Origin of the sequence: Moraxella sp. CTOTU47618, from assembly GCF_032017425.1 — a bacterium.
Lineage (GTDB): Bacteria > Pseudomonadota > Gammaproteobacteria > Pseudomonadales > Moraxellaceae > Faucicola > Faucicola tetraodonis.
This window is the reverse complement of record NZ_DALZPW010000003.1, coordinates 161,811-175,095: the sequence shown is the minus strand read 5'-3', so window position 1 is coordinate 175,095 and position 13,285 is coordinate 161,811. Positions and strand designations below refer to the sequence as shown.

At 44.6% G+C, this 13,285-nt stretch carries 10 protein-coding genes; 6 read left to right on the top strand and 4 right to left on the bottom strand.

The window, feature by feature from the left end; genetic code table 11:
- Nucleotides 1-269 precede the first annotated feature (269 nt).
- A complete protein-coding gene (locus RTS09_RS04395; RefSeq protein WP_312534651.1) occupies nucleotides 270-1,505 on the top strand; it encodes a lipoprotein-releasing ABC transporter permease subunit in 1,236 nt (411 codons plus the stop codon).
- A gap of 9 nt (nucleotides 1,506-1,514) precedes the next feature.
- Nucleotides 1,515-2,192, top strand: a complete 678-nt coding sequence (gene lolD / locus RTS09_RS04390) for a lipoprotein-releasing ABC transporter ATP-binding protein LolD (RefSeq protein ID WP_007115912.1) — start codon at nucleotides 1,515-1,517, stop codon at nucleotides 2,190-2,192.
- Here lolD and RTS09_RS04385 read toward each other — a convergent pair.
- The gene (locus RTS09_RS04385; RefSeq protein ID WP_312534648.1) at nucleotides 2,189-3,013 is read right to left on the bottom strand and encodes a YdcF family protein; all 825 of its coding nucleotides are present in this window, start codon (nucleotides 3,011-3,013) and stop codon (nucleotides 2,189-2,191) included. The two genes, lolD and RTS09_RS04385, sit on opposite strands and share 4 nt — an antisense overlap.
- Nucleotides 3,014-3,115: 102 nt before the next feature.
- On the opposite strand from RTS09_RS04385, the gene RTS09_RS04380 reads away from it, so the two are divergent.
- The 4 genes from RTS09_RS04380 (at nucleotide 3,116) to RTS09_RS04365 (ending at nucleotide 8,805) form a co-directional block, all read left to right on the top strand.
- Nucleotides 3,116-5,941 (top strand): ComEC/Rec2 family competence protein, encoded by a 2,826-nt coding sequence (locus tag RTS09_RS04380; protein WP_312534646.1) that lies wholly within the window; start codon nucleotides 3,116-3,118, stop codon nucleotides 5,939-5,941.
- Nucleotides 5,942-6,032: 91 nt separating this feature from the next.
- Nucleotides 6,033-7,115, top strand: coding sequence for a signal peptide peptidase SppA (gene sppA / locus RTS09_RS04375; RefSeq protein ID WP_312534644.1), 1,083 nt, complete (start codon nucleotides 6,033-6,035; stop codon nucleotides 7,113-7,115).
- A 2-nt stretch (nucleotides 7,116-7,117) separates the two neighbouring features.
- Nucleotides 7,118-8,041: an alpha/beta fold hydrolase gene (locus RTS09_RS04370; RefSeq protein ID WP_312534642.1), complete on the top strand. Its 924-nt coding sequence runs from the start codon at nucleotides 7,118-7,120 to the stop codon at nucleotides 8,039-8,041.
- 29 nt (nucleotides 8,042-8,070) lie between these two features.
- Nucleotides 8,071-8,805 carry a CPBP family intramembrane glutamic endopeptidase gene (locus RTS09_RS04365; RefSeq protein WP_312534640.1) on the top strand — a complete coding sequence of 245 codons (735 nt, stop codon included), beginning with the start codon at nucleotides 8,071-8,073 and terminating at the stop codon, nucleotides 8,803-8,805.
- A gap of 17 nt (nucleotides 8,806-8,822) precedes the next feature.
- Here RTS09_RS04365 and dusA read toward each other — a convergent pair whose 3' ends face one another.
- From dusA to RTS09_RS04350, 3 genes are all read right to left on the bottom strand, one after another.
- Nucleotides 8,823-9,791, bottom strand: a complete 969-nt coding sequence (gene dusA / locus RTS09_RS04360; protein ID WP_312384279.1) for a tRNA dihydrouridine(20/20a) synthase DusA — start codon at nucleotides 9,789-9,791, stop codon at nucleotides 8,823-8,825.
- Nucleotides 9,792-9,912: 121 nt separating this feature from the next.
- Entirely contained in the window at nucleotides 9,913-11,235 is a 1,323-nt protein-coding gene (locus RTS09_RS04355) for an MFS transporter (protein ID WP_312534637.1), read from the bottom strand.
- Nucleotides 11,236-11,534: 299 nt separating this feature from the next.
- Complete coding sequence (locus RTS09_RS04350) at nucleotides 11,535-13,247, bottom strand: phospholipase D family protein (RefSeq protein ID WP_312534635.1); 1,713 nt, start codon at nucleotides 13,245-13,247, stop codon at nucleotides 11,535-11,537.
- Between the last annotated feature and the right edge of the window lie 38 nt (nucleotides 13,248-13,285).

Here is a 13,285-nt window from a genome sequence, read left to right as displayed (position 1 = left end):
TGATTAAGCAGGGATGAAATTTAATTCTGCTATGTTAATGGGGACATGCAGAATTTTTTCACCTTATTTTGCTTAAAACATCCACAATTTATTGCGCGGATATGTTTGATTCTGCGAATTTTTAGCAAAATTGCAAAAAAACTTTTGCCAAAACGGTAAAAAAGTGTGTCAGACTAACACGCTTTTAGCAGGCTTGAATAATAGTTTTAAAATAAGTTATTTCTTTGCCTGCTGGTATCATCAAAATAGTGATAATTTTTAGGAATGCTATGTTTCGACCGTTGGCTTTGTTTTTAGGATTACGGTATACCCGTGCTGAGCGAAGTAACCGATTTATTTCTTTTATTTCTTTGATTTCAATGGTGGGTTTGACGCTTGGCGTCGCCGTGCTCATTACCGTGTTATCGGTGATGAATGGCTTTGACCGCGAACTCAAGAGTCGTATTTTGGGCATGGTGCCGCAAGCTACTGTCACTGCCAGTGAAATTATCCCAGATTGGCAGACGCTGGCGCAAACGATTCAAAAAAACCCCAAAGTTGAAGCCGTCGCGCCTTTTATCCAATTACAGGGTATGCTCACCGCAAATGGACAAGTCGCAGGTATCATGGTGACAGGTATTGAGCCAAGCTATGAGAAAAAAGTCTCGATTATTCATCAGCATATGGAAAGTGGTAGTGTCGATAGTCTAAAAGCAGGTCAATTTGACATTGTGATTGGCAAGCAAATGGCGGATTCACTGGGGGTTAAACAAGGCGATATGGTCACCTTGGTGTTACCAGAAGCCTCGCCATCGCCTGCTGGCGTGATTCCGCGCTTTAAGCGTTTTACCGTCACTGGGGTGTATGACATCAGCCCTGAAGTCAACAATATTATGGCATTCATCCCGATGAATGATGCAGCTACGTTATTGCGTCTGCCTGCGGGAGCGCAAGGTATTCGCATGAAATTAAAGGATTTGTTTGCCGCACCACAAGTGGCTCAGCAAGCCGCGAGCATTGCACCCAATATGCTCATGCCTAGTGACTGGACATCGACGCATGGGAATTTATTTGGTGCGATTCAAATGGAAAAAGCCATGGTCGGGTTGTTGCTTTTTTTGATTATTTTGGTTGCTGCATTTAACATTGTCTCATCCTTGGTGATGCTGGTGACTGATAAAAAGGCCGACATTGCGATTTTAAAAACCTTTGGTGCGTCGCCTAAGCTCATCACCCAAGTATTTATGGTGCAAGGATTGTTTATTGGGGTGATTGGTACCGTTGCGGGAACTATTTTGGGCGTGATTTTAGCGTTGACCGTGAGCGATGTGGTAGGCGGCATCAATAGTTTATTTGGGTTACATTTATTTGATGCGTATTTTGTCAACTATTTACCTTCACAACTTGAATGGAAAGACGTATCCATCATCGTGGCGGCCTCGCTGGTAATAAGTTTTGTGGCAACCATTTACCCAGCACGCCGAGCAGCTAGCATTCAACCGGCTCAAACATTGCGTTATGAATAGGAGTGAGCCATGACGGCGATTTTAACAGGAAACAATATCACCAAGACCTATCAAGATGGTAAAACCACCACGAATGTGCTCAATCATTTGGATATCAGTATTAACAGTGGCGAGCGCATCGCCATTGTTGGCACGAGCGGGTCAGGTAAAAGTACCTTGCTACATATCTTGGGTGGCTTAGATGTGCCGACCAGTGGGGAAGTTTGGCTTCATGGGCAGCGCATCAATGATTTGAATGAAACCCAGCGCGGTGAGCTTCGTAACCAGCATTTGGGCTTTATTTATCAGTTTCACCATTTGTTAGCGGAGTTTACTGCCATTGAAAATGTGGCAATGCCGCTATTGATGCGAAAAGCAGTGCCAATCGCAGTAGCGCGTCAACAGTCTATTGAGTTACTGGAAAAAGTAGGGTTGGGGCATCGGCTGACCCATCGCCCAGGCGAGCTGTCTGGCGGTGAACGTCAACGTGTGGCGATTGCTAGGGCGCTGGTGACAAAGCCTTCATTGATACTAGCAGATGAGCCCACAGGGAACTTAGACTACGCCAATGCGCAGGCGGTGTTTGAAATCCTATCAGAGCTACAAAAAGATTTTAATACGGCGCTGTTGATGGTCACCCATGACCGGCAACTGGCACAGTTAGCGGATAAACAATTGGCCTTACAAAATGGTACGTGGGTGGCTTAATACTCATCGAGTAGCCAACCACTGATAAAAGCAAAGTATTCGCGAAACCACACATTTGGACGGATATACCAAGGGGTGTCAGACCCGACTACCTGTAAATTGGTATATCCTTGTCGTTTACCAATAAGGCTTGCGCGCAAGGTGTGAAAATCACTGGTGACTGCGATTATCGGTTGATTTAAGGCAATCCCTTGCTGCGCTAAAATCTTTTTACTATGGACAAAATTGAGCTCGGTACTGGTGCTTTGTTCTTCAAGCGCAATATGCGCCAAGCTGATGCCATAGGTGTCGTGTAAATAGTCCGCCATCGCTTTGGCTTCACTGACATCCTCCCCCGCATCAAAACCACCACTGGTTATCACGAGTGCGTTTGCAAAACGCTTGATGACTTCAGATGCTTTATCCAAACGCAGTTTTACCGCATCGGTCGGCTTATTATCTTTTGTTCCGCCACCTAAGACAATAATCGCTTGCGCTGCTTTAGGATGGTTATCGGTGTTAAAGTGCTGTTTTAAATAGCTGACAAAGACACAAAAACTTATCAACCAGACAAAAAATAATAGCCAAACCAGCTGCCATAATTTTTTTAATGACGGCTGTGATGCCAAATAAAGTTGGATACGCTCCCAATATACCGCATGGCCTAAAAAAATTAGCCCTATGCCCAATGGCACTAGGGTGCCAATATGAAAAACACGATTGACCAGCAATAGCCCGCAGTCAATAACCAGTATTAATCCTGCAATCCCTAGACTGATTTGAATACTTTTTTTCCCTACGGCTGAGGTATTGTCATTGCCGCTAATCAATTGAGTCAACATCGATTAATAATTTCCAAAAGTTGCTATTTGTTTTACTATATCGTTCATTCGATAATTGTAAGGGAAGTAGCGAGCTATCGCTATCTTTATCAAGGCTGAAACATGATTTGGCTCATCACGGTTGCCAGTTTGTTGGGTTTTTTAGTGGTAAATACACTAGCAAATCAACCCTTGATGATAGGTTCTGCGCTAGCCAGTTATGATGCAAAAATTTGGCAGATGTTATCAGTAGTACTATTGATAGCGCTGCTAATCAATGTAGGTTTATACCATGGCTGCAACCGTAAACAGCTAAAACGAGCGTCGTCAAACCCTGCATTCGCCTACCGTTTTGCCTTACCGTTATTATCAAGCTTTATCTTTTTGCTGACGCTCATGTTGAGTGCCAGTTATGGTTTATATCATTATAAGCGGTATGAAAACGCGTTATTGCCCTCAGCGCTCACAGTGGATGCCATCGTTGAATCGCATCAAATCAGCGATACGGTGAGCCAAATGAGCCCATTATCAAATGATACTGCCCTAATTGGCAATGGTTTCATCAAACAAATTTTGCAAGTCCGCGTTGATGAGGGCAGCGATGCTGATGCATCGTCAGCAACCCCCCGGCCACCGCTAACGGCAATCATTACCGCTAACATCAAAGACAACCCTGATTGGGAAGCGCCCTTGTCGCAGTTAAGACCTGGCATGCAGCTTAACGTAAAATTACAGCTTGAGCCCATTGCACAGCCTAAGCCTACAATTTTACCCAGCAATGCCAAACCGCTCATGCTAGGATTTGATGAAGCGCAATGGTTAAGACAGCGGGGCGTGCAGGCAAAGGGAGTGATCATCAGTATTGAAAAAACGAGCCTACGGGAATTTAACCCATCTCATGTGAAAGACCGTATAGTTATTGCTATCGAACAATTGCGCTGGCAACTACGCCAAAAAATCCTCGCCAATTTGCATAGAGCCCTGCTGAAACAATCCACCTCTATAGTCAATGCTAAAAACGATATTGCCCAACCCGCTTTTCAAACTTCTGGTCAAAGTACGATCCAAAGCCATGCAATCTTATTGGGACTATTAACAGGTGATAAAAGCTTGATGGATAGCGACCTTAAGAACCGCTATCAAGTCACGGGGATTAGCCATTTATTGGCAATTTCAGGCCCGCATGTGCTGATGCTCGCCGCTATCGTATCTGTTTTTGTATTATGGCTCGTTAAGTGGCTTGCGCCGCAGCTGTTGGTCAAATTACCGAGTAGTTTGTTGGTGCTCTGGGTGAGTGTGGTGATGGCAGGGTTTTATGCGCTGCTGGTGGGTTTTGAAATACCGGCCCAGCGGACATTTTGGATGCTGTTACTGCTCACGCTGTCGAAGCAGTTATTGGTTAATTTTTCTGCTTATCGACTGTTGGCGTGGGTTGCGCTAGGCATGATTTGGCTAGAACCGACGGCAGTCGGGCAAGCAGGGTTTTGGTTATCCTTTGTGGCAGTGGTTTTACTGTTGAAATTTAGCGAGACAATAGGGACAGTTAGCGCCATTGAAATTAAGGATGTTAGTCAGTTACTAGCGCCTACTGCACGCGCCAACGTGCTGAGTGGTTTTGTTAAAATCATAAGCCATCAATTCAAGGCGTTATTAAAACTACAAATTTGGCTATTTGTTTGGATGCTGCCCATCGTGGTGTGGTTTTTTGGCAAAGTATCCGTCATTGGCATTTTGGTAAATTTGCTAGCCGTACCATTTTTAGGCTTAGTGGTTGTACCCTTGGATATGTTGGCAGGCGTCGTTAGTTGGCTACCTGTGGTAGGGGATTGGCTGAGCCAAATCATTTGGTCGCTGCTAACAACCCTGCTCAATGTATTTCATCTTTTACTTAAGCAACTTATCGACACGGGTGTTGCCAAACAATCATTTTTCGCCTTGTCACAAACGCAGCTTGTCCTGTGTTTGTTCATTGCGCTACTGGGGTTGTTAAAAGGCTTGTTGCCTAGAATGCTGATGTTGCCACTGGCTATCCTGTTGATATTATTGCCACTACAGCAGCGAAGTTTAAGTAACAACAAGCCGACTCTGGCAGTTGGTGATAACCCTAAACTGGTAATCAGTTTATTAAAAAAAGGCGATGATAGCTGGCTTATTTTGTCCGATAACCAAATCAAAGCCACTCAGGCGGATAAACCCAATTTTTTGAAAACCAAACAAGCTATCAGCAATGTTGCGGCTGATGAAGAAATCAGTTCGCTGTTGAACCGTGATATCTATCCGCTGTTGGCAAATCAGCAAGTTCATCGATTAACTGGGGTGATTAGTCAAACGCCCAGTGTCCGCGTCAATGAGCTGGTGCAACAACTGGCAACCCATGTACCTGTTAAAGCCTATTGGCTGGCAGGGTATGATGTCGAACACAGCAGGCTTGATGTGACAGATAAGACTGTATCTACAAGTTTTCGTGCGATTACACCCCGCAGCTGCCAAACCGCCCAACGTTGGCAACAAGATGGCTTGGAAGTGACAGCGGTGTCGGGATGGCACTTGGATTTAGCCTTAACCGATGAGCAAAAGCTAGCGACCCAAACCTGTTATATTCACATTCGTTTCAAGCCACCAACCAGCAAACCCTACGATGTACTGATGTTGGCAGGTAATAGCGATATCCCCATGCAAATGACTGAAAAATTATGCACGGTGTCGGCGACCCATTTACTCATTCAGCCCTATACGTTATCCATTAAACCATCGTGGCTAGCGTTGACTAAACCTTCCTTACTGCATGTGGTGACAGGCGCGTATAAGTCGCAAAAACTGGGTGAAGATAGCCAATTATCGCTGACTAGTTGGTCAGTGGATAACCCTGCCGACCACCCGTTCGAAGTCCTGTATGCCGATCAAGTGGGCGCGGTAATTTACACGCTCGCCCCAGATGATACGGACTGATACTTGACGATTTGGCTACAAGGGAGTGATTGTAATTTTGACCGCTTCCCCCTATCATGGGCGGTAAATTACCTATTGCAAAGGAACTTTTATGTCAGATAATTGGCCACCCGATCCCAACCAACCCTCACAATCAAAGCCATCTATTCATCCAAACCATGCGCAAAACTTGCCACCCAATGCGCCATACGCAGGCCAAGAATGGCAATTGCTAGAAAAAACCCTCATGGCAAGCCTTGTGGAGCAGCGCCGTGCAAGACGCTGGGGTATTTTCTTTAAGCTCATCACCTTGGGCTATGTGCTACTATTTGGCGCGGCGGTAGCCAAAGGCTGTAGTGGTTCTGCCAAAAGTGGCATGAGTGATATCGATATGAGCAAACCGCATTTAGCCGTCGTCGATGTCAAAGGCGTTATCAGCAGCGACAATGAAGCCAATAGTCAAGCGGTGGGCGAGGCATTGACGGAAGCGTTTAACAACGACCAAGCGCAAGCGGTAGCATTACGCATCAACTCACCGGGTGGCTCGCCTGTACAATCCGATGAAATCTGGCAAACCATGACCGAATTAAGAAAGGCGCATCCTAACAAAAAACTGTATGCCGTTATCGAAGATATGGGTGCTTCAGGCGCGTATTATATCGCATCTGCAGCTGATGAAATTTGGGTCAATCCCTCAAGCTTGGTCGGCTCAATCGGCGTGATTATGCCAAGCTACAATGTCCAAGGTTTGATGGATAAATTTGGCGTGAAAGATGGCACCATGACAGCCGGTGCGCACAAAGATATTTTAAGCATGAGCCGCCCGCTCTCCGAGTTTGAGCGCCAGCATGTACAAGGTGTCCTTGATAACACCCACGCCCATTTTATCAATGCTGTCAAACAAGGTCGTGGCAATCGCCTCAAAAACCCTGACGCCAATCAGCTTTTTTCTGGGTTATTTTGGAGTGGTGAGCAAGCGATTAATCTCGGTTTGGCGGATAAAAAAGGCGGCATCAGCACCCTTGAGTCTCAGCTAAAACTAGATAATGTCGTGGAATATAACCCAGAAGACCCAGTGAAAAAAGTGTTCGGTAAATTTGCCAGTCAAATCGGTTATGGTTTTGGTGAAACGGTCTCCAAAGGCTTTGCCAGCCAATTAACCCAAGCGGCTGCAAATGACAAAGGGATGCAATAACCATGTCATCTGAGACGAGCCAGCATCCGTTAGCCAATCGTTTGCCTTCTTCGCCAACGCTAGCGACAGGCATAGAGAGGATAACAGCGATAGAAGGGACAGGGCAAAAACCCTTGATACACTTTGCGCATGCCAATGGGATTCCATCGCAAACCTATCAATATCTGTTTGATTTGCTGAGTGATGAATTTGATATTGTTTATATTCCAGCGCTAGGCATTGACCCGCGTTATCCGGTTGATAATCATTGGCAGAAACTGACCCAACAAGTGATTGATAGCATCCAAGCGCACTTAAGCGCGCGCGGGCAAACCAAGGTCATCGGGCTAGGGCATTCGCTTGGCGCATTGTGTACGCTGCAAGCCAGCTATCAAGCGCCCGAGTTATTTAGCCAAGTGATTGCCTTAGACCCACCGCTCATTCATGGCTACTATTCAATGGCACTGCATTGGGCAAAACGCTTTAGCCCACGGTTGGTAGATAGGCTCACGCCTGCAGGTCTATCAAGCCATCGCCGTGATATATGGCCAAGCCGTGAAGTCGCCTACGAGCATCTGCGACATAAAGCATTCTATCGACACTTTGATGAGCACTGTTTTAATGATTTTATTCGTTATGGCTTGACTGATACCGCAGATGGGCAAGTGACGCTTACCATTCCAAAAGCGGTGGAAGTGGCGGTGTTTCGCACCAACCCCTCGCTATACTGGCAAAAACCTAATCATCCGCCGGCTGTCGTTGCCAAGCAAATAACTGGTAAAGATAGCCTGTTTCTCAAACGCGGGTTTCCGGCGCTGGTCAAACGGCGTATGGGCATTGATTTTGAAGTGCATGAAGGTGGGCATATGTTCCCGCTAGAATACCCAGCCAGTACGGTTGAACGAATCAAAGCGCTTATTCACTCAGTCAATCATGATAGTCAGTAACAACATAAACATCCATTAAAGGGTTTAATGTGCAAAATTTATCATTACAGCCTAGCACCCCCATCTACGATTTGCCAAAGACCATTGTGCTATCTATGGTGTTATTGGCGGTGTTTTTTGCCAGTCAATTGATTGGCGTGGTGCTATTTGCACCATGGGTGCTACAAGATGCAGCAAATTTGGATATCGCTGAAAAAGTGTTGCAGGGCAGTGAAAACGGCACCTTAATGAGCTTGTCGCTAGGCTTTACCTTAGTCATGGTGCTCGGCTGCGTTTATTTGTTTATTCGATTTAAAAGCAGCCGTATCAAAGATTATCTTGCCCTTAAATCCTTTACTTGGTATCAGTTGTTACAATGTAGCGCGCTGCTGATTGTGCTAAATGTTATCATCAATCTAGTCACCGTCTGGCTGGGTCGCGAGCCCATGATGTTTATGGACAATCTTGCTGAGTCCGCACATCCACGGTGGCTGCTGGTAATGGCGATGGTGGTATTTGCGCCGATTTATGAAGAAGTGATATTTCGCGGGTTTATGTGGACAGGGCTTGCCAGCTCAAAGCTCGGTATGTGGGGTGCCAGTGTGCTGACCAGTATTGTATTTGCGGTGATTCATATGCAATACGGGGTGGTCGAGTTGTTGGGGATTTTTTGTCTAGCGATGTTATTTAGCTATGGGCGTATCATGTCAGGGTCACTGTTATTGCCTGTGGTGTTGCATATGATGAATAATGGCTTGGCGATGTGGCAGTATTTATACAGCTAGTCTTTTTTAGCTAACTTTTAACCCGCATTTAACGCCAAAACCGCTTCACCCGCTTCACGAACTTGGGCGACCGAGAGGGATTTTTGCCCGCTAAGTGCCTGACGCCATTTACGACTGCCTGTCAATCCTTGAAACAAGCCCAAATAATGGCGCATAATGGCCGTCAAGGGTGTGCCACGCGCGTCACTGGCTGCCAAAAAATCCAGTAACTGATAAAAAATATCCGCTCGGCTAGGCACAGGCTCGCCCCACAGCTGCATGGCTTCGGCTAGAATATAAGGGTTGTGATAAGCTTCCCGCCCAATCATCACGCCATCGACTTTCGTCAGATGGGTTTTGATTGCATCAATAGTGGTGATACCGCCATTGATTTCCACAAATATATCGGGAAAATCCTGCTTTAAGCGGTACACATCCTCATAGCGAAGGGGCGGAATTTCACGATTTTGTTTAGGGCTTAAGCCTTGTAGCCAAGCAGTGCGCGCATGGACGATGACATGCTGACAACCTGCTTTCACCACATGATCTACAAAATCCGCCATAAACTCATAACTATCAAAATTATCAATGCCAATGCGATGCTTGACAGTGACAGGAATATCCACCGCATCGCGCATCGCAGAGACAATATCTGCCACCAATTTGGGCTCTGCCATCAAGCAAGCCCCGATTTTATAATGTTGTACCCGATCGGACGGACAGCCAACATTTAGGTTGATTTCATCGTAACCGTAGTCTTGCCCGATTTTAGCACAGCGCGCCAATTCATCAGGATTTGAGCCGCCAAGCTGAAGCACCAAAGGATGTTCATTGGGATAAAATCGCAGCTGATAGTCTGTATCTCCCTGCAATATCGCCGAGGTACTTATCATTTCAGTATAAAGGTAAGTATAAGGATTGAATAATCGAGCAAAGTAACAATAATCGCGTGTACTCCAATCAATCATCGGGGCGGTGGACAATCGTTTATGCTGCATTGAGGTCATAGGCAGGGTTATAGGCAGTGTCATAGGCAAATATTCAAAAAAAGTGGCTAATCTATAGCTAATCTGTCAAAGAAAGCGCTAAAAAAAGCGATGGTAAAACAACTATTAGGGATGAAAAAACTCACGAATTCATCAGCCGCTTATCTTCCATGCGATACAAACCATGCAAATTGGTCAACAATATACCCATGATAATGCCAATCACACAGACAAACACCAGATACAAGGCGCTTGAAAGCATTAATTTACGTGAAAAATAAACCAATAGCACAGGCAATAATGCGCCTGCCAATGCATACGCCACGTTATAGCTAAAGCTAATACCACTTAGGCGTACCCCAACCGGAAACAGACGCACACAAATACTTGGGACTAAGCCAATCACGCCAGAGAAAAATCCTAAAATCGCATAGTTAATCAGTAGTAACTCGCTACTGTTTTTCAATGAAACAAAGAAAATAACACTGGCAATGCTTAAAAATATACAGCCTAAAGTAAATACACGACCTGAATTAAAACGATCGGCAAAATAACCATAGGTTAAAGCCCCCAATCCACCAAAGATAATACCCACTCCATTGGATATCATCATCAAACTGGTATCGACATCAAAAAACTGGATGCCCAAAATCGGCAAAAGCAAATAAATCGTCAAATAAACACTGGCGGTAAACCAGGACAAGCCCAGCGTCATCACCGTACCATAACGGTATTTGATAATAGCTCGGCGTATCGGCAGACGTTTAACCAAGCGATTTTTAGACTTAGCCATCAGCCAAAGCGGGGTTTCTTCAAGCTTGGTTCGTAACAGCACCGCAAATAGCGTACCGATACTGGCGAGGACAAAAGGAATACGCCACCCATACGATTGCATCTGGGTAGGGGTGAGCATATTTGATAAAGTGGAGCTTAAAATATTGCCCATCAAAGTCGACAAAATCAGTGCACTAATAAGACCGCCACACACTGACCCTAATTGACGCCGTGGCATATGCTCAGCAATATATACCCATGAAGCGGGCACCTCAGCCCCATAGCCAAAGCCTTGAATTAAACGCAATAATAGCATGAGAACAATCGCTGCCACACCTATATGATGATAGCTAGGCAAACAGGCAATCACTAAACCAGACGCACCCACCAATAGCAAACTATACAGCAACACATGTTTTCTGCCATAGCGATCGCCGATATCACCCAATATCAAACCGCCTAGCGGTCTTGACATATAACCGGCTAAAATCAGCAGCAAAAAACAAATCGACTTTAACGACTCAGGTATATTTTCTGGGAAAAAAGCTTGATTGATACTATCATTAAAATAAAAATAAATCGTAAAATCAAAGGAAGCAAAAAAAGCCCCAAAAATCGTTAAATACACCACGTTTTTTTCGTAGCGATTTAAATCCCTAATTTCTTCGTTGGCATCATGAAAAAATGGCATAGTCGACAATATCACCTAGAAGCTGGCTAAAGGTCTGCAAGCTTTATAATCAATGGACAGATAGGTTATCTAACGCGCTAAAGAATTAAATTCGTCACTATTCACCTGACAAATTAAATCACTTGACAAATTGAACAGTAATTTATCAAAACTGTAATAAATTTAATTATTTAAATAAATATTACAAGCAAACGTCATGATTTAACAGTTGAGATATATTACTTTTTGAAACCGCATACTATAGTGATTTTGGTACTATTTTTACTATCAAAAATGTGTGTTTTTTGTAATATATCAGCTTACAATAAGCGCTTAAATGGCAAGGCAGAAAAAATCTTTAGCCAAAGTCCATTGACAAACGTCATATGCGGCTCTTTATCTAAGCTGATAAGCTTTTTATTGGTTTTATCATCATGGGTTTGCCACATCAGTTGTTCATTATCCTTAAGATGTACGCGGTAACTGATATTGAGCATAGAGTTATCAAACGTATTATGAAAGGATTTGGCAAGCGCTTTATCTTCAATCAGCACACCAAGCTCAGTATTGATGTTGGCAGAGCGCGGATCCACATTGTAAGAACCGATAAACGTATATTTGTCATCCACCGCAAAGGCTTTGGTATGCAAACTGGTGCTATACTTACTGCGATATAAGCTACGTTTTTTGCGGCGAAAGTCTGCATCGGCAGATGATTTTAACTCATAAAGCGCAATCCCTGCTTTGAGCATCGGCACGCGTGCCACGTTATACCCGGAATGCACGATAGGCACATCGGTTGATTCATACGAGTTGGTAAAAATATTGATTTTTACCCCGTTTTCCATGAGTTTGCTTAGTTGCAGTACGCCCAAATCAGTGGGCACAAAATACGATGAGACAATGGTCAATTGCTGTTTTGGGGTGCCAATACGTGCCCGAAGCTTGGATACCAATCGGCTATCTTTATCATCTTGATTAAGCAGTTTTTTGACATCATCTGCCAAAAATTCCATCGGTTGCCAACGAAATTGGATTTTTTTGTTATACAGTTGTTTATCGACTATTGCGCCATTTTGTACCCGATAAAGTTGCGAGCTTTTATGCAGATGAGACTGGCTGTTGATCGGTGCAATCGCCGTCAAAGTCCCCAAAAATGGCTCATCGCTTTTATTACGATCGGGGTTTTTTGAGGGTCTGACCAAACGCTCGATATCATACGATAGAGGACTATCCCAATAATCTTCAAAACTATCATTGATTTGGTTGACCACTTTGCCGGCAAGCAACACATCCAAATCAGCAAACTCAGCGATGCTATCTTTACGCAGATATTCATCGCCAATATTGCGCCCACCAATGATGGATAACTGGCGGTCAAAGGTCATGCTTTTATTGTGCATGCGGCGTTGGTAGCGGGGCAGTGCCACCACAAAATTGGCGGGGGTAAAGCCGCGTACCACTTTGGGGTTAATCAATCGCACTTGGATATTAGCATGCGCCGCAAAGGCAAGCAGCTGTTGGTCAAGTTCCGGATTGGTGTTCAAATCATCGAGTAACAGCCGTATTTTGACACCACGATTGGCGGCTTGGTACAAGTCTTTGAGCATCAATTGTCCTGCTGCATCGTTGTGCCAAATATAGTATTGGATATCGATGGTCTGCTGAGCCATCTCGGTCAAAATACTGCGTGAGGCGAACGCATCACTGCTATCAATCAGCGGATAATAACCGGAAAATTTGCTCGGTGAGGGGTTTTTGCTAGCACTGATACGACTGATTAAATACTGACCTTGTATACGCGATTTTTCGGAAAATTTTTGCGCACCTGTCAGCTGCGTTGACACAGTTGGCGTAGTGGTGATATGAGGGTTGTTCGGCAGCATTTGGCAAGCGGTAAGTAGCGTAAGTAGCAGCGTAAATAGCAATGGCAAGCAAAATGTCACAATTTTGGTAGTGAGTTTTTGCGATGCCAAGGTGACCAATACTAGTTTGACAAAGCCAACAGATACTGAATAAAATGCTGCTACCAAAGCCTGAATCCTTTTAAAAAATCACTGATTAACGTGGC

Bases quoted from the DNA above. Each gene is read 5' to 3' on its own strand.
- RTS09_RS04395 (WP_312534651.1), top strand. From the start codon at position 270: ATGTTTCGACCGTTGGCTTTGTTTTTAGGATTACGGTATACCCGTGCT.
- lolD (WP_007115912.1), top strand. From the start codon at position 1,515: ATGACGGCGATTTTAACAGGAAACAATATCACCAAGACCTATCAAGAT.
- RTS09_RS04385 (WP_312534648.1), bottom strand. From the start codon at position 3,013: ATGTTGACTCAATTGATTAGCGGCAATGACAATACCTCAGCCGTAGGG.
- RTS09_RS04380 (WP_312534646.1), top strand. From the start codon at position 3,116: ATGATTTGGCTCATCACGGTTGCCAGTTTGTTGGGTTTTTTAGTGGTA.
- sppA (WP_312534644.1), top strand. From the start codon at position 6,033: ATGTCAGATAATTGGCCACCCGATCCCAACCAACCCTCACAATCAAAG.
- RTS09_RS04370 (WP_312534642.1), top strand. From the start codon at position 7,118: ATGTCATCTGAGACGAGCCAGCATCCGTTAGCCAATCGTTTGCCTTCT.
- dusA (WP_312384279.1), bottom strand. From the start codon at position 9,791: ATGACCTCAATGCAGCATAAACGATTGTCCACCGCCCCGATGATTGAT.
- RTS09_RS04355 (WP_312534637.1), bottom strand. From the start codon at position 11,235: ATGCCATTTTTTCATGATGCCAACGAAGAAATTAGGGATTTAAATCGC.